Annotated in this window: 19 protein-coding genes and 1 pseudogene; 7 read left to right on the forward strand and 13 right to left on the reverse strand. The window is 60.9% G+C overall.

What is annotated here, in order from left to right; all coding sequences use genetic code 11:
• Window positions 1-14: 14 nt before the first annotated feature.
• From CO660_RS15305 to CO660_RS15320, 4 genes and pseudogenes are all read right to left on the reverse strand, one after another.
• Window positions 15-437, reverse strand: a complete 423-nt coding sequence (locus CO660_RS15305; RefSeq protein ID WP_097599429.1) for a type II toxin-antitoxin system VapC family toxin — start codon at window positions 435-437, stop codon at window positions 15-17.
• Window positions 434-718: pseudogene (locus tag CO660_RS34470) on the reverse strand (plasmid stabilization protein). The gene CO660_RS15305 and the pseudogene CO660_RS34470 overlap by 4 nt, the downstream one beginning before the upstream one ends.
• A gap of 62 nt (window positions 719-780) precedes the next feature.
• Window positions 781-1,296, reverse strand: a complete 516-nt coding sequence (gene def, locus CO660_RS15315; RefSeq protein ID WP_085779941.1) for a peptide deformylase — start codon at window positions 1,294-1,296, stop codon at window positions 781-783.
• A gap of 98 nt (window positions 1,297-1,394) precedes the next feature.
• Window positions 1,395-2,891 carry a globin-coupled sensor protein gene (locus CO660_RS15320; protein WP_097599430.1) on the reverse strand — a complete coding sequence of 499 codons (1,497 nt, stop codon included), beginning with the start codon at window positions 2,889-2,891 and terminating at the stop codon, window positions 1,395-1,397.
• Window positions 2,892-3,072: 181 nt separating this feature from the next.
• Between CO660_RS15320 and CO660_RS15325 the strand changes: the two genes are divergently transcribed.
• The 3 genes from CO660_RS15325 (at window position 3,073) to CO660_RS15335 (ending at window position 7,870) form a co-directional block, all read left to right on the forward strand.
• Window positions 3,073-4,296, forward strand: coding sequence for a DNA recombination protein RmuC (locus tag CO660_RS15325; protein WP_097599561.1), 1,224 nt, complete (start codon window positions 3,073-3,075; stop codon window positions 4,294-4,296).
• 79 nt (window positions 4,297-4,375) lie between these two features.
• Complete coding sequence (locus tag CO660_RS15330) at window positions 4,376-5,275, forward strand: ribokinase (RefSeq protein WP_097599431.1); 900 nt, start codon at window positions 4,376-4,378, stop codon at window positions 5,273-5,275.
• A gap of 240 nt (window positions 5,276-5,515) precedes the next feature.
• Window positions 5,516-7,870 (forward strand): methyl-accepting chemotaxis protein, encoded by a 2,355-nt coding sequence (locus CO660_RS15335; protein WP_097599432.1) that lies wholly within the window; start codon window positions 5,516-5,518, stop codon window positions 7,868-7,870.
• 74 nt (window positions 7,871-7,944) lie between these two features.
• Here the strand turns inward: CO660_RS15335 and ptsN are convergent, their stop codons facing one another.
• The 7 genes from ptsN to lptC all read right to left on the reverse strand — a co-directional run bounded on the left by ptsN (window position 7,945) and on the right by lptC (window position 14,173).
• Window positions 7,945-8,409: a PTS IIA-like nitrogen regulatory protein PtsN gene (ptsN, locus tag CO660_RS15340; RefSeq protein WP_011423788.1), complete on the reverse strand. Its 465-nt coding sequence runs from the start codon at window positions 8,407-8,409 to the stop codon at window positions 7,945-7,947.
• Window positions 8,410-8,482: 73 nt separating this feature from the next.
• Entirely contained in the window at window positions 8,483-9,058 is a 576-nt protein-coding gene (gene raiA, locus CO660_RS15345) for a ribosome-associated translation inhibitor RaiA (RefSeq protein ID WP_085776747.1), read from the reverse strand.
• 251 nt (window positions 9,059-9,309) lie between these two features.
• Complete coding sequence (locus CO660_RS15350; protein ID WP_097599433.1) at window positions 9,310-10,254, reverse strand: EamA family transporter; 945 nt, start codon at window positions 10,252-10,254, stop codon at window positions 9,310-9,312.
• Between the two features lie 87 nt (window positions 10,255-10,341).
• The gene (gene rpoN / locus CO660_RS15355; protein ID WP_097599434.1) at window positions 10,342-11,901 is read right to left on the reverse strand and encodes an RNA polymerase factor sigma-54; all 1,560 of its coding nucleotides are present in this window, start codon (window positions 11,899-11,901) and stop codon (window positions 10,342-10,344) included.
• Between the two features lie 144 nt (window positions 11,902-12,045).
• Entirely contained in the window at window positions 12,046-12,822 is a 777-nt protein-coding gene (lptB, locus tag CO660_RS15360) for an LPS export ABC transporter ATP-binding protein (RefSeq protein ID WP_085776744.1), read from the reverse strand.
• A 37-nt stretch (window positions 12,823-12,859) separates the two neighbouring features.
• Window positions 12,860-13,492 carry an LptA/OstA family protein gene (locus CO660_RS15365; protein WP_097599435.1) on the reverse strand — a complete coding sequence of 211 codons (633 nt, stop codon included), beginning with the start codon at window positions 13,490-13,492 and terminating at the stop codon, window positions 12,860-12,862.
• A gap of 15 nt (window positions 13,493-13,507) precedes the next feature.
• Window positions 13,508-14,173 carry an LPS export ABC transporter periplasmic protein LptC gene (gene lptC / locus CO660_RS15370; protein WP_097599436.1) on the reverse strand — a complete coding sequence of 222 codons (666 nt, stop codon included), beginning with the start codon at window positions 14,171-14,173 and terminating at the stop codon, window positions 13,508-13,510.
• A 223-nt stretch (window positions 14,174-14,396) separates the two neighbouring features.
• Here lptC and sppA point away from each other — a divergent pair, with 223 nt between their 5' ends.
• The 3 genes from sppA (at window position 14,397) to CO660_RS15385 (ending at window position 16,138) form a co-directional block, all read left to right on the forward strand.
• Window positions 14,397-15,347 carry a signal peptide peptidase SppA gene (gene sppA / locus CO660_RS15375; protein WP_097599437.1) on the forward strand — a complete coding sequence of 317 codons (951 nt, stop codon included), beginning with the start codon at window positions 14,397-14,399 and terminating at the stop codon, window positions 15,345-15,347.
• Between the two features lie 29 nt (window positions 15,348-15,376).
• The gene (locus CO660_RS15380; RefSeq protein WP_003544934.1) at window positions 15,377-15,676 is read left to right on the forward strand and encodes an integration host factor subunit beta; all 300 of its coding nucleotides are present in this window, start codon (window positions 15,377-15,379) and stop codon (window positions 15,674-15,676) included.
• A 129-nt stretch (window positions 15,677-15,805) separates the two neighbouring features.
• A complete protein-coding gene (locus CO660_RS15385) occupies window positions 15,806-16,138 on the forward strand; it encodes a LapA family protein (protein ID WP_085776740.1) in 333 nt (110 codons plus the stop codon).
• A 19-nt stretch (window positions 16,139-16,157) separates the two neighbouring features.
• Here the strand turns inward: CO660_RS15385 and CO660_RS15390 are convergent, their stop codons facing one another.
• Together CO660_RS15390 and CO660_RS15395 are read right to left on the reverse strand one after the other, a co-directional pair.
• Window positions 16,158-16,592 (reverse strand): GNAT family N-acetyltransferase, encoded by a 435-nt coding sequence (locus CO660_RS15390; protein ID WP_085779938.1) that lies wholly within the window; start codon window positions 16,590-16,592, stop codon window positions 16,158-16,160.
• A gap of 58 nt (window positions 16,593-16,650) precedes the next feature.
• Window positions 16,651-17,106 carry a carbon monoxide dehydrogenase subunit G gene (locus CO660_RS15395; protein ID WP_097599438.1) on the reverse strand — a complete coding sequence of 152 codons (456 nt, stop codon included), beginning with the start codon at window positions 17,104-17,106 and terminating at the stop codon, window positions 16,651-16,653.
• Between the two features lie 104 nt (window positions 17,107-17,210).
• Here CO660_RS15395 and CO660_RS15400 point away from each other — a divergent pair, with 104 nt between their 5' ends.
• Window positions 17,211-17,801: an NUDIX hydrolase gene (locus CO660_RS15400; protein WP_097599439.1), complete on the forward strand. Its 591-nt coding sequence runs from the start codon at window positions 17,211-17,213 to the stop codon at window positions 17,799-17,801.
• Window positions 17,802-17,807 lie beyond the last annotated feature (6 nt).

The raw sequence follows: 17,807 nt of genomic DNA on the forward strand, positions 1-17,807 counted from the left end.
TCGCCAGTTGAGGATCAGCCGTCTTCAAACGGGTTTATGAGCTTGAGATCAAGCCCCTCGAAATCTCTGGTGTTGCGGGTGGCAAGCGTCGCACCGTTTACAAGGCAAATGGCGGCAATCATGGCACCCTGAACCGAAATTGGCCGTCCCACGCTTTCGCGTCTTGCGCGCAGACGGCCCGTTGCCATTGCCGCTTCCAAATCCCAACCGACGATACGGTCACGAAATTGGCCCTTCACCAAATTCTCTATGGCACGGAAGAAGCGGTCCGATCCTGTCTTCAACAGAACCCTTTCAGCGCTATAAATCTGCTCCATCAACCCGACGGCGCAAAGCCAGATCCGCGAACCATCCTGCTGCTGCAACCAGGTCTTCACTTTTTCATCTGGCAGTAACTTTGCGAATTCTGATACTACATTCGTATCCAGAACGATCATTCGATATCCTCGAACGGCCGACCGAAATCCTTTTTCCGCGCGGCCTCGACTCCTTTCATGACTGCGACAATTTCGTCGTCCACCGCGTTTTCGCTTACGAACGCGGCGCGTATCGCTTCATATGCCGACATAGGCTCAGGCTTGGCCTCGGCTTTTCATTGAAGCGCTTCCCACAAAAGCTCCTTGGCCTCATCAGAAAGGCTGTTCCCACTCCGTTGGGCCGCTTCCGCGATGTCTCGCTTCATTGCGTCGGAAATATTTCGGATCAGAAGGTCGCCCACTCAAAGCCTCCCTTATGATATCAATGATATCATAATGCCGTTGAAGCCCATTTCAATCGTCGTCAGAGGGCTTTGGACTTTGCCGCCTTGGTGAACTTCTTGATCACCATCTCCCGCTTCAGCCGCGAGATATGGTCGATGAAGAGCACGCCGTTCAAGTGATCGATCTCGTGCTGCAGGCAGGTGGCAAGCAGCCCGTCGGCTTCCACCATCTGTTCCCTGCCGTCGCGGTCGAGGTATTTGACCGAGACGACAGCCGGGCGCTCGACCTCTGCATAATAGTCCGGAATCGACAAGCAGCCTTCCTCATAGACCGAGCGCTCGTCGGACGATTTGACGATCTCCGGATTGATGAAGACCTGCGGCTGCTTTTCCTCGCCCTCGCGGGAGACGTCAATGACCAGCATGCGGCGCGGCACGCCGATCTGGATTGCGGCGAGGCCGATGCCCGGCGCGTCGTACATGGTTTCCAGCATGTCGTCGGCAAGGCGCTGCAGGTCGGCATCCACACGCTCGATCGGCTTGGAGAGCTGACGGAGAACGGGGTCGGGAAGAATGATGAGTGGCTTGATGGTCATGGGCGTTCCCATAACCCATCTTTTCCCGCTATGGAATTATCCGGCGGGCGGGGAAGACGCTTTTTTGCATACCCGCCCGGAATTTCGCCATATTTGAGTCAGGCCGCCCGGCGGGCACCGACGACGGCGTGGCCTTCCGAACGGACGCGGAAGCGGCGCAACAGCTCGATCAGCTGGTCCACCTCGTCCTTGAGGCGACGGGTTTCCGCCGACGTGCGCTCGACCATGCCGGAATTCTGCTGGGTGATTTCGCCCATGCTGCGGATCGCCACGCTGACCTCGTTGACGCCGGTCGCCTGATCGCGGGCGGCGGCGGCGATATCGGCGACGAAGCGGTTGATGATATCGATGCGGCTGATCATATCGTTCAGCGCCTCGCCGGTGCTCGAGACGATGCCGACACCCTCGTTAACCTGACTCGAACTCTGCGAGATCAGGTTCTTGATCTCCTTGGCAGCATCGGCCGTGCGCTGGGCGAGCTGGCGGACTTCCTGCGCGACGACCGCAAAACCCTTGCCGGCATCACCGGCGCGCGCCGCCTCAACGCCGGCGTTCAGCGCCAGAAGATTGGTCTGGAAGGCGATTTCGTCGATGACGCCGATAATTTTGGAAATCTCCGTCGAGGATTTCTCGATACCGGCCATCGCCGACACGGCGCTGGTGACGAGTTCGCCCGAATTCTTCGCCTTCTGCTGAGTCTCGCGTACGGCGTCCGAAGCCTTCTCGGCATTGGCGGCGGTCTGGCCGACGCTGACGGAAAGCTGCTGCAGGGCAGCCGAACTCTCCTCGACGCCGGCCGCCTGCTGGGCAGTGCGCAATGCGAGATCGTTGGTCGCATTGGAGATGACGTCGGCGCCATTCATGATATGGCCCGACGTGTCGCGCACCGATGCGAAGGAATGGCGCAGCGCCTTGACGGCACGGTTGTAATCCTCGGCCATCTGCCGAAAATTACCGGGCAGGTCGGATGGCAGAGTGGCCTCGAGATCGCCGCTCGACAGCGCCTCCAGACCGCGGCGCAGCTGCTCCAGCGCCATCGCCTGATCGGCCTCGGCCTGGGCACGCTGCTCTTCCAGAGCCTGGCGCTTGGCTTCAAGCGTCTCGAGGTAGACCGAGATCGAATAATCCATGTCGAGCATGCCGGCCTTGATGACCGCCGACAGCCTTTCGGCGAGCAATTTGCCCTGCTGGCGCGCAAAGACCGACGGCCACTGCTTCTCCATGATGCCCTTGACGAGCTCGGACAGAACCAGGGCATAGCCGCCGACATACCAGCGCGGCTCCAGCCCGATGCGGGCGTGCGTGCGCCCGACCGCGGTCACGCCGTCGACGTAGGTTTCGTCGAAGGCGCCGCCTGCAAGCTTGCCCCAATGATCCTGCTGCCGCTTCTTGGCATGAGCGACATGGTTCTTGTCGGCGAAAAAGCCTGAGACGGCGGGGGTCTTGGCGATCTTGGCATAGAACTTGTCGAGGGCACCGCCGATTAGCTCTGATATGACGGGGCTGAGATCCCGTATCGACCGGCGCGCCGCCTCGTCCAGTTCGATGAAATCGAGGCGCTGCCTGAGTGCACTGTCGGTCTGCTGGGATGTCATGGAAATCTCTGTACTTGGCGCAACGGCGCTGGAGGGAATTCTGCGGCACAGATTTTGGCGAATATGGTTGAGCAATGGTTAAATCGGCGGCGATTTTCTGCATCGGTGAGGAAAAAGGCGACAGAGGATTTCGTTCACGTTTTGATCTATGTATTGCCGCAGCTTCTGTTATGGTTGCGGCATGACCGTTCATTCCGAATCGCTCGCCCTCTCCAACGCCTCGCTGAGCCCGGCCATGCTGGCGCTTGCCGGCGGCGTTTTTGTCGCCTTCGTGCTTCTGGTGATCATCCTTCTCTTGCGCAGCGCCAGCCTCCGCCGCGAGCAGGCGGAGGAGGCGAGCCTGCGGGCTGGCGAAAGCGAGGCGCGCATGGCCGAGCTTTTGAAGATCCAGGCGGAGATGCAGGGCCGCATCACGGCCATGACCGAGGTTTTTGGCGCGCGTCAGAGCGAGCTCAACCAGGCAATCAGCCAGCGTCTCGACGGCATGTCGCAGCGCGTCAGCTCGACGATCACCGAGCAGACGAAATCGACGCATGAGAACCTGCAGCGCCTGCAGGAGCGGCTGGCGGTCATCGATGCCGCGCAGAACAATATCCAGACGCTCGCCAAGGACGTGGTCGGACTGCAGGCGATTCTCTCGAACAAGCAGACGCGCGGCGCCTTCGGCCAGTCCCGGATGGAGACGATCGTCGCGGACGGCCTGCCGATGGGCACCTATGCATTCCAGCAGACGCTCTCGAACGGTTCGCGGCCGGACTGCACGATCCGCATGCCAAACGGCGCGCCGCCACTCGTCATCGATGCGAAGTTCCCGCTCGAAGCCTGGAGCGCCATCCGCGACGCAGCCAGCCCCGAGGCCGGCAAGATCGCCAGCCAGCAGTTCCGCCGCGACATGGAGATTCATATCCGGGATATTTCAGAGAAATATCTGATTCAGGGGGAAACCCAGGAGACGGCTTTTCTCTTCGTGCCGTCGGAATCGATCTTCGCGGAGATCCATGAGAACTTCGAGGCCCTGGTGCAGAAGGCACACCGCGCGCGCATCGTTATCGTCTCGCCATCGCTGCTGATGCTGTCGATCCAGGTCATCCAGGCGGTGCTGAAAGACCAGCGCATGCGGGCGCAAGCGCATCTGATCCAGGGCGAGGTGGCGCTCCTGATGGACGATCTCGGCCGCCTCGACGAGCGGGTGCGCAAGCTGCAGGGCCATTTCGCCATGGCGCAGAAAGACATCGACATGGTGGTCACGTCAGCCGACAAGCTCACCAAACGCGGCGCCAAGATCGAGGCGCTGGAATTCGAGGCAGGCGGCGACGCAAAGCCTGCCCGCGACGGCGAGGTCCCGGCCAAATCCGTGGAAAGCCGTACCGGCCTTCTCAAGCTTCGGGTGGTTGACGAGGAGTGATCGCTTCGGGCAGTGTCTCGCCCCATGAAATAGCAGGAGCATGATGTCATTGGCATGCTCCAAAAGACGGGACAGCCTGATGATCACAGTTTTCGGATCCATCAACATGGATCTCATCGCCACGACCGAGCGCCTGCCGAAGCCCGGCGAAACAGTGGCCGGCAACGGTTTTGCCACGGCCGCCGGCGGCAAGGGCGCCAACCAGGCGCTGGCAGCCCGCCGCGCCGGTCGCTATGTGCATATGGCCGGCGCCGTCGGCAAGGATGCTTTTGCTGCCGATGCTCTTTCTCTGCTCGATGAGGCAGGAACCGATCTCTCCCTCGTCAAGCATATCGACGGTCCCACAGGAACGGCGCTGATCCTGGTCGGCGGCGACGGCGAGAACATGATTGCCGCGGTGCCGGGCGCCAACGGCCTGGTCGCGCCCGCCGATGCGGAAACCGCGATCGGCCGCATGCACGAGGGCGACATACTGATGTTGCAGCTTGAGGTGCCGGTCGCGGCCGTCGAACGCGCGCTCTCGGCCGCACACGCCAAGGGCATCACCAGCATCCTCAACCTCGCCCCATTGATTCCCGATGCGCCGCGTCTCGGACGCCTCGCCGATATCGTCATTGCCAATGAGACTGAGTTCGAGCGACTTGCCGGACAGGACGGCATGGACGCAGGAGCGCGCGAGGCAGCGCTTGTCCGCCTGCATCACGAAACCGGCCAGACGCTGATCGTGACGCTCGGCGGCGATGGCGTCATCGCCATTCGTGACGGGGTCCTCTCAAGAGCGCAGGGGCTGGCGATCGATCCTGTCGATACGGTCGGAGCGGGAGACACCTTCTGCGGCTATTTCGCCGCCAGCCTCGATGACGGGCTTGATTTTCCGACAGCGTTGCGCCGCGCGGCAGTCGCCGGTTCGCTCGCATGTCTCAAATCAGGAGCGCAACCGTCAATCCCTTTGAGTGGGGAAGTCGCAGACAGAATATAGCCTGGCCTGCCTGCGAAACGCCGGCAGATGTCCTTCAATTTTAAAGGAGATTTCTGCGGTTTTGCTCATATAACCACTCAAGTTTCATTTAAATTTAACAGGTCTCCGGCGATCTTCCCAGCGATCGCCGGATCGTCGCATATGCGGATCCGCGGCTGATGCGGCTGCTCCATGACGGAGCCATGCCTTCGCTCCTGCGCCGAAGAATGCCCGTTCGGCGCATCCTTGCCTGAGGAACCCATGTTCATTTTTCGCATGAAATCGCTTGCGGCGAAACTTATCGCCATCACCGGCATCGCCATCGCACTTGTTCTCATCGCTTCGAACTTTTTCCTCATAGGCCAGACCCGGGATCGCGTTCAGACGCTGACGATGGATCAAGCCAATCTCGAGGCAAAGTCGATCGCCAATGAGATCGCCGCCAATGTCGGCGAACTCGCCAGCGCTGCCCGCAGCATGTCAGGCGTTATCGGCCGAGCCCACGATGGAAAGTCGCTCGATCGCAAGGGCATGATCAACGTGCTGAAAGCCAACCTGGAACAGAATGCCTTCGCCTTCGGCAGCTGGTTCTGCGAGCAGCTTGGTGCGCTGGACGGAAAGACGACCGAGATTGCCAACAACAATGACGAAGGCACCAACAAGAACGGCGCCTTCACGCCCTATTGGTCGAAAACCAAGGATGGCGGCATCCAGTATTCGACCTTCGACAATGATTATACCGCTGAGTGGTGGAAACTTGCTGCCGACAGCGGCAAGGGCGCGATCACCACGCCTTACATGGCCGAGGGAACCGACGTACCGACGCTGCTGACTTCCATTGCCTATCCTGTCATGTCGGGCGGCAAGATGATCGGCGTCGGCGGCGTCGACATCTCGCTAAAGTCGCTGACCGATAAGCTTCAGGCGCTGCACCCCTTCGGCTCCGGCCGCGTGACGCTGCTCTCGCAGGCCGGCAACTGGATCGTCGCGCCGGTCCCCGACCTGATGACCAAGCAATATGACGGCGAAGGCGCCGACGTCGTCAAGGCGGCGCTGTCGAACAAGCAGCCCGGCCTCGTCCGAAACCTCACCTATGACGGCCTCGATCCTTTCGACCGCGTCGTCTATCCATTCGAAGTCCCCGGCGTCAACGCCACCTGGGTCGTGCTTGTCGACGTCCCGCACACCGCGATCAACGCGCCGGTGCAGGATCAGACCTACATGATGATCGCCACCGGCCTGATCGTGCTCGGCGCGGTGATGCTGGCGCTCTATTTCGCCGTCCGCTCGCTCGTGCAGAGGCCGCTCGGCAGCCTTGTCGCCAGCGTCAAAACGCTCAGCGACGGCGAATATGCCGAACCCGTCGCGGCCCAGGACCGTACCGACGAAGTCGGTTCGGTCGCAAAGGCACTCGAAGGCTTCCGCTTCAAGCTCGCCGACTCCAGGCGCCTCGAAGACGAGGCCACCCACCAGCGACAGGCCGCAGAGGCCGAGCGCGGCCGTTCGGAATCGGAACGGCAGCAATCGGTGTCGCTGCAGCGTCACATCGTCTCGGTCGTCGGCGCCGGACTCTCGGAATTGTCTCAGGGCAATCTGGGTTACCGCATCACCGAAGATTTCCCCGGCGAATACGGCAAACTGAAGCAGGATTTCAATGCCGCGCTTGCAAGCCTCGAAGAGACCATCAATACGATGAATCTCAGCGTCGTCAATATCGGCGCCGGCACCGGCGAGATCAGCAACAGCGCTTCCGATCTCGCCAAACGTACCGAGCAGCAGGCAGCAAGCCTGGAAGAGACGGCGGCAGCGCTCAACGAGCTCACCGCCCAGGTCGATTCCAGTGCCGAGAATGCCCGCACGGCTGCCGACAACGTCAATCTCGCCTGCCAGGATGCCGAGAAATCAGGCGAAGTGGTGCAGAAGGCCATCGCCTCCATGCAAGGGATCGAGCAGTCTTCGACGGAGGTATCGCGGATCATCGGCGTCATCGATGAGATCGCCTTCCAGACGAACCTGCTGGCGCTGAACGCTGGCGTCGAAGCGGCTCGCGCCGGCGAAGCCGGCAAGGGTTTTGCCGTCGTCGCCCAGGAAGTGCGTGAACTCGCGCAGCGTTCGGCCACTGCCGCCAAGGAGATCAAGACGCTGATCAACACCTCGGCCGTCCAGGTCAAGGAAGGCGTCGATCTCGTGGGGCGCGCCGGCGGGACGCTGCACAAGATCGCCGAACAGGTGATGGGCATCAACAGCCTCATCCGGCAGATCTCGGCATCGGCCAGCGAACAGGCGGTGGGGCTGAAGGAAATCAACCAGGCCATGAACCAGATGGATCAGGTGACGCAGCAAAATGCGGCGATGGTGGAGGAGGCGACCGCCGCCAGCGTGGCGCTCAACGACGAGGCGCAGACGCTGAAGACGCTCGCCACGCGCTTCAGGGTGTCGGGCTCCGCCAACGCGACCGCGCTCGCCTCCGTGGCGAGGCAGATGCGTGCGCCGGCTGCGGCCCCCTCGCACTTGGCAACCGCTCCTGTGGTCCGCCACGCGCCGGCGACCCGCCGCACCACACCTCAATCGCATGGCTCGGCCGCCGTGGCTGGGGATAACTGGGAAGAGTTCTGACCGTTCAGCCCTGGGTAAATCAAAAAATGCGCCTGCGAAATCAGGCGCCTTTTTTCATTTAGGGATTATGCAGCTCAAGCAGCGTTCGACGTCTGCTCTTCGTTGAGGAAGGCGTAGATCGCCGAGGCGGAATCGGTGGCCCGCAGCTTTGCAACCAGGTCTTGATCGCGCAGGACGCGGGCGATGCGCGACAGGGCTTTGAGATGGTCGGCGCCGGCGCCCTCCGGCGCAAGCAGCAGGAAAACGAGGTCGACGGGCTGGTCGTCCAGCGCTTCAAAATCGACAGGCTGCTCCAGCCGGGCAAAGATGCCGACGATGGAATGAATGTTCACCAGCTTGCCGTGGGGAATGGCGATACCGTTGCCGACGCCGGTCGAGCCCAGGCGTTCGCGCTGCAGGATGACGTCGAAGATCTCCCGTTCGGAGAGCCCGGTGATCCTCGCGGCTCTTGCCGCCAATTCCTGAAGCAACTGTTTCTTGGAATTTACTCTGAGGGCGGGAATGATCGCATCCTGATGGAGCAAATCTGCCAATGCCATTTCTTTTTCCTTCTGTCGCCGGGATCAGTTGATGCGAGGAGCGGCGGCGATACCGCCGCTCACCACTCTGATCTCAGCCTTTGATATTGGCCGAATCGATCCAGCCAATATTTCCGTCGTGCCGACGATAAACGATGTTCAGATGTTCCTTGCCGGGACTGCGGAACAGGAGAAGCGGCTCGTCGGTCATGTCGAGCGCCATCACGGCGGTGGCGACGGACATGGTCTTCAACTGCTTCGTGCTTTCAGCGACGATTGCCGGGGCGAAATCGTCGGGAATTTCATCCTCGTGATCAGGAACGGAGTCCATGACCGTATAGGAGACTTCTGCAAAGCCATTCAGGTGGTTTCCGGCATGGTGGTCCTTCAGCTTGCGCTTGTAGCGACGCAGGCGTTTCTCGATGCGTTCGGAAGCGGCGTCGAAAGCAAGCTGCGGATCCGTCGCTTCGCCGGCGGCATGAAGCACCACCCCGCTGTCGAGATGAAGCTTGCAGTCTGCCGAGAAACGAGAACTCGCCTTTTCGACGGTCACCTGGCCGGAATACCCCCCATCGAAGTATTTCGTGATGGCCGTTCCAATTTGGTCCTCGATCTTTTGGCGGAAGGATTCACCAATTTCCATATGTTTCCCGGATACACGCACACTCATGGAGTTTCCCTTCTTATGGTCGTTTGCGGGTATCAGTTTACGCCAAGCCTCGGGTTCATCCAAGCACTTCGCGCAATCTCAAGCAAGATCGGCGTAGGCCTGAGGTCCTCGGTGCCCTTGGGATGATGGGGATAACTTCAAAACGCCGTTCACGGCGACGATTGCGGCGGGCTTCTAGCCAGAGGTTGCCGGAAAGTCAATAGGGCGCCGAATCAGCTCCGGGCGCGCTCCCAGAAGGTGTAGCAAATCTCCTACGGAAGGAGCCTTCCGGCGACTTTCCCTTCATCAGCTCCCGCGCTTCGTGCCTGCGTTGCGCGCGGCATCGTCATGGCGATGACACCGAGAATGACGCAGACCAGTCCGATCCACGCCGTCGGGTTCAGCCTCTCGCCGAGAAAGACGATACCGATCGCCACACCGATCGGCACACGGAGATAGGCTTGCGACGTGGTTCCGACCGAACCCAGCGTCTGAACGAGGCGGAAATAGATCGTAAAGGCAAGCGCCGTCGAAAAGGCAGAAAGGGCAAGCAGCGCCAGCACCGATGCGGCCGAGGGATCGAGCCCCCAGGGCCGGTCGACGAGCAGGCTCACAGGCATCAGAATGACCGCGCCCGAGATCAGCGAACCGGCCGCCGGCACGGCAGGATCGAGGCCACTAAAGTTCTTGCTGAAAATCGCGGCCCCTGCGTAACAGATGGTTGCCAGGATGATGGCGAGCTGCGCCATCAGGCTTTCGCCTAGACCGCCGAGCGCTTCGACGCCGATGACGAGGCAGATGCCGGCAAGCCCGGAGACGACGCCGAAAAGCTTTCGCGCCGTCGCCGGCTCATGGCGGGTTATCGACACGGTCAGCAGGAAGGTGAAAATCGGCGTCGCCGAATTCAGGATCACCGCCAGTCCGGCATCGACGGACTGCTCCGCCCAGGCGATCAGCGTGAAAGGAAAGACGCTGTTCAGGCAGGCCTGAACGACGAACAGGCGCCATGTCGCGCGATCGCGCGGCAGGCGGACATGCCGATGGCGAAGCACGGCCAGCAGAATGGCGCCGGCGATCAGTGTGCGCACCGCGATCAAGGTCACCGGCGGGATCGTTTCGACCCCGATCTTGATAAAGGTGTAGGAAGAACCCCAGAGGGTCGCAAGCACCAAAAGCAGGACAAGTTCTCTGGTAAGGTTCGGCTTTTGCGGCGTCATAGGCACATCGATCTTCGTTCAAGACGCGGGAGAAATAGGCCAATTCGGAAGGTGGATGCTTCGATCCAGATCGAAGCATGTGCTGCGTCAGAAGCCCGCGACTTTGGCGAGCGCCCGCTTCTCGCGGCGGCGCTGCACCGAGGAAGCGATGTTCATCGCTTCCCGGTATTTGGCGACCGTGCGGCGGGCGAGATCCACACCGCCCTTCTTCAGCATGTCGACGATATCGTCATCGGAGAGCACCGCGTCGGGACTCTCCTGCATGATCAGCGCGCGGATCTTGTGACGCACGGCCTCGGCCGAATGGCTGTCGCCGCCCTCGACCGCGCCGATCGATACGGTGAAGAAATATTTGAGTTCGAAGAGGCCGCGCGGCGTCAGCATATATTTGTTCGAGGTGACGCGGCTGACGGTAGACTCATGCATCTTGATCGCCTCGGCCACCGTCTTCAGGTTCAGCGGCCGCAAGTGGTCGACACCGTGCAGCAGGAAGGCGTCCTGCTGGCGGACGATCTCGCTTGCCACCTTCATGATGGTTTTTGCCCGCTGGTCGAGGCTGCGGGTGAGCCAGTTGGCGCTCTGCAGGCACTCGGAAAGGAAGGCATGATCTTCGCCGTTCCGGGTCACGCGGGAAAAATAGGACTGATTGACGAGCACGCGCGGCAGCGTATCCGGGTTGAGCTCGACCAGCCATCCACCCTCAGCGGAGGGCCTGACGACGACATCGGGCATGATCGCTTCGGAAACGCCCGTCTCGAAACCGCTGCCGGGCTTCGGATTGAGCTGGCGAATCTCGCCGAGCATGTCGAGAAGATCTTCCTCATCGACGCCGCAGAGCCGCTTCAGCGTGGCGAAGTCGCGCCGCGCCAGGAGTTCGAGATTTTCGACCAGCGCCTGCATGGCTGGGTCGTAACGGTCTTTATGCCGGAGCTGGATCGCCAGGCATTCGGCGAGGCTGCGGGCGAAAACACCCGGAGGATCGAGCGTCTGCAGGGCGGCGAGCACGTGTTCGACCTGGGTGAGGTTCGTGCCGAGCCGCTCGCCGGTTTCGACGAGATCGACCTGAATGTAACCGGCATCGTCGAGTTGATCGATGAAATTCTGCGCGATCAGCCGGTCGCTCATATCGGGCAGGACGAAGGGGATCTGCTGCGCGAGATGATCGCGCAGGGACACCTGACCGGCGACAAAATCGTCAAGATCGTAATCGGCGGCGTCGGCGCTGCCCGGCATCGACTTCCACTGACCGACGAGTTCCGGTGCGTCGAGGCGCTGCGGACCACCATCATCGGGAAAGACATTGGTGTAATTGGCGTCGAGCTCGTCGTTCAGCCGGCCGGTGCTTTCGCTGCCGCCGTTGTCGTACCAGTCACTGGAAAGCGCCTCGGCGCGATTGTCGGCGCCGTCGTCCGCGCCGGCGTCCTCCGGCGAATGAGCGAACTGCTCGTCCTCGCCTGCCGCCCGTTCGTCGCGCGCCTCGCCATCATTCGACGGAAATTCGAGCAGCGGGTTCTTCTCCACTTCCTGAGCGATGAACTGGGTGAGCTCAAAATGGGTCATCTGCAGCAACTGGATGGATTGCATCAGTTGCGGCGTCATGACCAGGGACTGGCTCTGGCGCAGAAATAGATTGGCGGACAGTGCCATGACGGACGCGAAACTCCCTCAACTCCTCCGGGAAACCACGGCCGATCCACGCTTCAGGCCACGGAAATCCGAGTTGGCCCAAAAATTGCTTTTTTATCTCATTTGGTCAAGCGGAACTACGCGGCAAGGTGAATCAGCGTGGGATCAAAGGCTGAAATTGTCGCCGAGATAGAGCCGGCGTACTTCCGGATTGTTGACAATGTCATTCGCACGGCCGTGGGTCAGCACTTCGCCGGCATGGATGATATAGGCGCGGTCGATGAGGCCGAGCGTCTCACGCACATTGTGGTCGGTAATGAGAACGCCGATGCCGCGGGCCGTCAGATGGTGGACGAGGTTCTGGATGTCGGCGACCGAAATCGGGTCGACACCGGCGAAGGGCTCGTCGAGCAGCATGAAGGTCGGGTCGGTTGCAAGCGCTCGGGCGATTTCGAGACGGCGGCGTTCGCCGCCGGAAAGGGCGACGGCGGCACTCTTACGCAGCTTCTGGATATGAAATTCCTCCAGCAGCTCGTTCAGCTTCTGCTCGCGCTCGGCCTTGTCCTTCACATGCACTTCGAGGACGGCACGGATATTTTCTTCCACCGTGAGTCCGCGAAAGATCGAGGCTTCCTGCGGCAGGTAACCGACGCCGAGGCGCGAGCGCCGGTACATCGGCATGGTCGTGACATCGTTGCCATCGATCTCGATCGTGCCTTCATCGACCGGCACCAGACCGGTGATCATGTAAAAGCAGGTCGTCTTGCCGGCCCCGTTCGGGCCGAGCAAGCCGACGGCTTCGCCGCGACGCACCACAAGGGAGACGCCGTTGACGACACGCCGCGTCGCATAGGTCTTCGTCAGACCACGAGCGATCAGCGTTCCCTGATAGCGGCTCTTGTCGGCGGCACCTGCAGCTTGCGGCTCAGGCCGGCCGAACATGGTGGGTAGCGATGATAATTTCACGGGGGAGGCCGGTTCAGTTCTGCTTCTGCGCGTTCGGCTGCGATTTCGGATCGAGCTGAATCTGGACACGACCGCCGCAGCTTTCAAGCTCCGCCTGGCCGGTTTGCATGTGAACGGTCAGCTTGCAGCCGGTGAAGACGTTCGGTCCGTCCGACAGAATGACCTTGTTTCCCTGATCCGCGGTCAGGATGAATGTCTGCGAGGCCATGTCGAAATTGCCGTCGTCGGCAGTCGCCGTCTGCGTGCCTGAAACCAGGTAGACCTTGTCCGTCACCAGGATCTTGTCGATATCCGCACTTCCCGATGCCAGCGAGGCCGACTGCTCGGGCTTCGCCTCCGGTTGAGCCGGCGCGCCGGCGCCCGGCTTTGCCGCCCTGTCCTTGTAATAGACGGTCATCTTGCCGGACTGCATCGTCGTCGTGCCCTGGACGACCTTGACGTTGCCGGTGAAGAGCGCCGTGTGCTCCTGATCATGGATCTCCAGCTTGTCGCTTTCGATTTGGATCGGCTGATCGTTGGAAAGCTTCATGCCCGACATGGTGGTCGACTGCGCCCCCGCGCCCGAGACCGTCAGAATAAGGGCAAATGCGCCGGCAACGAATGCGATGCCTGTCTTGCAAGCTGAAATGCGACAATCTTTTGTCATGAGTGACCCGGCTGGTTAAGTGCCCTGTTTATGAATGGTGGATGGATCGACATTCATGCGAACATTCCCCTCGAATGTGATCACGCGCCCCTTATCGGTTATCTCCAGCGTCTTCGCAACAATGGAAGCATTGTCCTTTGTGATGGTGACGGGATCGTCGCTGCGCATGTTGCCGCCCTTGATGTCGAGCCGGGCGGACTGGAATTGCGCGTTGAGGCCGCTGCTCAGCACCAGGGTGAAGGGAGCCGTCATATGCAGGTTGTCGGTGGCGCGATTATAATCGGCAGTCGAAGCGATGACGCGGGCAATCAGCCCGTCATTCATCGGCACGGCGGCCTTGATGGTCTCGAGGGTGATGAGATCAGGATTGCGGATATCCTGCAGCGCCCTTTCCGCAAGCATGGAATAATTGACACCGTCGGAGTTGCGTCCGGCAATTGCCGGCTTTTCCATCACGACCTTGCCGTTCTCGATCTTGGCGCCTTCCATCTTGATATTCTCGGGCAGATATATCTTGACCAGTGCAACCGCCGTGAGGCCGGCCGCGATGACGAGGGCGGCCAGGGGCAGCAAGATCTTCAGCCGCCGCACGCGGGCGGAATGGAACAACGCATCGCCATAGGGGCTCCGACCGGAGCCCGCATAAGCGGCATTTCCGTTGTTCTTCAGGGTATCGAGCATAGGTCTCGTTCCATGTGCGATGATTGCCCCGCCTGCGTAACAAAGCGGCCGGCAATCACAGTTCGTTTCGCATTATTACATTGGCTTGCCAATATGGAATTTTTTCTGCAACAAGCAACAAAACGGAAAAACATACAAAAGTGGCATTCGTACGCGCCGCTGCGATCAATTTCACCGGACCCATCGGCGCCATGCCGACCCCGGGCCAGCGCTGGAGGTTTCTATGGACAGTTCGATCATCGCGGATCGCCGGCGGCTGCGCCGCAAACTCGGCTTCTGGCGCATCGTCGCGGTCGCACTCATCGTGGCGCTTGGTTTTGCCTTTTACCGCTTCGCACTCGGCGGAGCCGGCACGGCAAGCCCGCATATCGCCCATGTGACGATATCGGGGCTGATCGTCGATGACGACGAGCTGCTGGAGCGGCTGAAGAAGGTCGAGACCAGCGATCAGGTGAAGGCTGCGGTGATTTCGATCTCCTCGCCCGGCGGCACGACCTATGGCGGCGAAAAAATCTTCAATGCGATCCGGGCGATATCAGCCAAGAAGCCTGTTGTCTCGGACGTGCGCACGCTGGCCGCCTCCGCCGGCTACATGATCGCCACCGCGGGAGACACGATCATTGCCGGCGACAGCTCGATCACCGGCTCGATCGGCGTCATCTTCCAGTATCCGCAGATCCAGCCGCTGCTCGACAAGATCGGCGTATCGCTGCAGGAGATCAAATCCTCGCCCCTGAAGGCCGAGCCCTCGCCCTTCCACGAGGCGAGCGAGGAAGCCAAGGCGATGATCCGCAACATGGTGGTCGACAGCTATAACTGGTTCGTCGACCTGGTCGCCGACCGGCGCAAGCTGCCGCGCGACGAGGTGTTGAAACTCGCCGACGGCACGATCTATACCGGCCGGCAGGCGCTGAAGGCGAAGCTCGTCGATACGATCGGCGGCGAGGCGGAAATCCGCGCCTATCTCAAGTCGCGCGGCGTCGACACCGATCTGCCGATGGTGGATTGGGACAAGAAGAGCAACACGCCTTTTCTGCTCGCAGGAGCTGTTTCGCGGCTGGTTACTATCTTGGGTTATGATGATCTGGTCAAAGGCCAGGATATTAATGGAATCCTGCCCCCAAAGTTGCTTCTTGACGGGCTGCTTTCAGTTTGGCAGGTTGGCCGGGATTGATAAGAAATCAATAATTTAAGGGGGCGACTGTGATCAAGTCCGAATTGGTGCAGATTGTTGCGGCACGCAACCCGCATCTCTATCATCGCGACGTCGAAAATATCGTCAACGCGGTTCTCGACGAGATCACCGATGCACTGGCTGCGGGCAACCGCGTCGAATTGCGCGGCTTCGGCGCGTTTTCGGTCAAGAACCGCCCTTCCCGCTCCGGCCGTAACCCGCGCACCGGCGATACCGTCTTCGTCGAGGAGAAGTGGGTTCCCTTCTTCAAGACGGGCAAGGAACTGCGCGAGCGGCTCAATCCCGGCCAGGCCGACGAAGAGGATTGAGCGGCGCGAGCCGCCTGCGGCGAAACCGCACTTGAACTTGAACACCGTTTTCCTATTCTGCTAGCGCATCGGCCCGAAAGTCGGAATCGATTTTCGGGCCGATGCATATAAGACGCATGGAGAGCTCAAATGGCCAAGAAGATCGTCAACCTGTTGATTCTGCTGCCGCTCGGAGTCATCCTCATCGTCTTCTGCGTCGCCAACCGGCAGAGCGTCACGCTCGCCTTCAATCCCTTCAGGCCCGAAGACCAGGTGCTTGCGGTTTCCGCACCCTTCTTCGTCTTCCTGTTCATCGCATTGATAGCAGGCATGCTGATCGGCTCGGCCGCCACCTGGTTCAGCCAGGGCAAACACCGCAAGCGCGCCCGCACCGAGGCCAAGGAAGCCATTCGCTGGCAGGGCGAGGCCGATCGTCACAGGTCCCGCGCGGAGGAGATCGCCGGCCAGCTGCCGTCGCGATAAGATCGGCTCTCGCCCCGAGTCAAACCGGAGAAAAGCTCAGCTCCTCGTAGTCGCCTTCCGGCGACGCGCCGTTGCCGGTCACCGCGAAACCGTGGGAAAGGTAGAAGGCCTTCGCCCGCCGGTTGTTCACAAGGCATTTCAGCCGGTACTTATGTCGCGGCCATTCCGGCAGCGCCCTGAGCAGCGCCGTGCCGGCGCCGAGCCCCTGGAACTCGGGCCTTATATAAAGCATGTGAATGAAATCGTCCTCCGGCCAGAGCGACAGGAAGCCGGCGACGCTCCGGTCGGCATGCTCGCAGACGAAGATGGTCTCGCCATTGGTATGGGCGGAGAAATCCTCGCGGTGAAACTTGCCGGGATCGACCCAGACGAATGTCTGGCGGCGCACGGAAAGATAGATGTCCGCAAGCAATTCCTGGTCTTCCGCCCGTGGCGGCCTGATGGTCCATGTCATCATGTCGCAATAGCTCAGGCGCAGGTCCGCGCCAAGCCGCAGCGAAAGCCTTCGGCGCTCAATCCGCAGTCATTTTTGCAACGATCGCAGCATTGAAATCCGAGAAGAAACCTTCGGCCAGCCGCTGCGAGGTCGAATCGAGCAGGCGTGCGCCGAGCTGGGCGAGCCTGCCGCCGAGTTCGGCTCTTGCCCGGTAGTGCAGGATCGTCTCCTCGCCCCTCGCCTCGAGCACGACATCGGCGCTGCCCCTGGCGAAGCCGGCAAGGCCGCCCTTGCCTTCGGCCGACAACGTATAGCTTCTCGGCGCATCGATATTAGAAAGCGTCAGCAACCCATGGAAGGTGGCGGAGAACAGGCTGAACTTCACCTTGATCGTCGCCTCGAAAGCGCTTGGCGACAGCCGCTCGATGCCCTGGCAGCCGGGAATGCAGCCGCGCATGATCTCCGGATCGTTGAGCGCTGCCCAGACCATGTCCCGCGGCGCGGCGATGCGTTCTTCGCCGGTGAAATCCATTCGACAGCCCCATCTGCGATTCGCCCCATCTTATCCCAGCAGCAAAGCCCTTTGCCACGGCGGATGGGAATGTTATCTGGTGGCTTCTATCGGAAAGAATTACGATGAGCGACGAATTGAAACCATGGAGCGTGACGGCGAGCCGGATCACCTACGAGGATCGCTGGATCCGGCTTCGCAGCGACGATTGCGTTACCGCCGAGGGGATCGTCGTCGCTCCGTTCCATGTGCTCGATTATCCCGATTGGATCAACGTCATCCCGCTGATGCCCGACGGACGCGTGCTGTTGACGCGGGAGTACCGGCATGGCCGGGCCGAAATCGTCCTCGGTCTAGTCGCCGGCGGCGTCGAACCCGCTGACATCGAAGCCGGCGATGCGGCGATGGCGGCAGCGCGGCGCGAACTGCGGGAAGAGACCGGCTATGACGCCTCGACCTTCGTCAAGCTGCTCACCTCCTATCCGAATGCCGCCAACCACAGCAATATAGTCACGAGCTGGCTGGCGTTTGGCTTGAACAGATCGGGCGAACCCTCTTTCGACCCTGGTGAGAAAGTCGACATGTTGTTTGCAGATCTTGCCGATATCCTTGCCGACCTGCGGTCCGGCGCCGTTATCATGCAATCGATGCATGTCGCGGCCCTCTATGCGGCGGAAAGCTGGCTTCGCACGCACGCAACCGAGGGCTTGAAATGAACGCCG

Source organism: Rhizobium sp. L9 (genome assembly GCF_002531885.1).
Taxonomy (GTDB): Bacteria; Pseudomonadota; Alphaproteobacteria; order Rhizobiales; family Rhizobiaceae; genus Rhizobium.

Excerpts from the sequence above, each read along its gene's own strand:
- def (WP_085779941.1), bottom strand. The coding sequence starts at position 1,296 with ATGACCATCAAGCCACTCATCATTCTTCCCGACCCCGTTCTCCGTCAG.
- lptC (WP_097599436.1), bottom strand. The coding sequence starts at position 14,173 with ATGCTCGATACCCTGAAGAACAACGGAAATGCCGCTTATGCGGGCTCC.
- rpoN (WP_097599434.1), bottom strand. The coding sequence starts at position 11,901 with ATGGCACTGTCCGCCAATCTATTTCTGCGCCAGAGCCAGTCCCTGGTC.
- CO660_RS15335 (WP_097599432.1), top strand. The coding sequence starts at position 5,516 with ATGTTCATTTTTCGCATGAAATCGCTTGCGGCGAAACTTATCGCCATC.
- CO660_RS15325 (WP_097599561.1), top strand. The coding sequence starts at position 3,073 with ATGACCGTTCATTCCGAATCGCTCGCCCTCTCCAACGCCTCGCTGAGC.
- CO660_RS15390 (WP_085779938.1), bottom strand. The coding sequence starts at position 16,592 with ATGACATGGACCATCAGGCCGCCACGGGCGGAAGACCAGGAATTGCTT.
- CO660_RS15320 (WP_097599430.1), bottom strand. The coding sequence starts at position 2,891 with ATGACATCCCAGCAGACCGACAGTGCACTCAGGCAGCGCCTCGATTTC.
- ptsN (WP_011423788.1), bottom strand. The coding sequence starts at position 8,409 with ATGGCATTGGCAGATTTGCTCCATCAGGATGCGATCATTCCCGCCCTC.
- CO660_RS15395 (WP_097599438.1), bottom strand. The coding sequence starts at position 17,106 with ATGGATTTCACCGGCGAAGAACGCATCGCCGCGCCGCGGGACATGGTC.
- CO660_RS15365 (WP_097599435.1), bottom strand. The coding sequence starts at position 13,492 with ATGACAAAAGATTGTCGCATTTCAGCTTGCAAGACAGGCATCGCATTC.
- raiA (WP_085776747.1), bottom strand. The coding sequence starts at position 9,058 with ATGAGTGTGCGTGTATCCGGGAAACATATGGAAATTGGTGAATCCTTC.
- sppA (WP_097599437.1), top strand. The coding sequence starts at position 14,397 with ATGGACAGTTCGATCATCGCGGATCGCCGGCGGCTGCGCCGCAAACTC.
- CO660_RS15305 (WP_097599429.1), bottom strand. The coding sequence starts at position 437 with ATGATCGTTCTGGATACGAATGTAGTATCAGAATTCGCAAAGTTACTG.
- CO660_RS15400 (WP_097599439.1), top strand. The coding sequence starts at position 17,211 with ATGAGCGACGAATTGAAACCATGGAGCGTGACGGCGAGCCGGATCACC.
- lptB (WP_085776744.1), bottom strand. The coding sequence starts at position 12,822 with ATGTTCGGCCGGCCTGAGCCGCAAGCTGCAGGTGCCGCCGACAAGAGC.
- CO660_RS15330 (WP_097599431.1), top strand. The coding sequence starts at position 4,376 with ATGATCACAGTTTTCGGATCCATCAACATGGATCTCATCGCCACGACC.
- CO660_RS15385 (WP_085776740.1), top strand. The coding sequence starts at position 15,806 with ATGGCCAAGAAGATCGTCAACCTGTTGATTCTGCTGCCGCTCGGAGTC.
- CO660_RS15350 (WP_097599433.1), bottom strand. The coding sequence starts at position 10,254 with ATGACGCCGCAAAAGCCGAACCTTACCAGAGAACTTGTCCTGCTTTTG.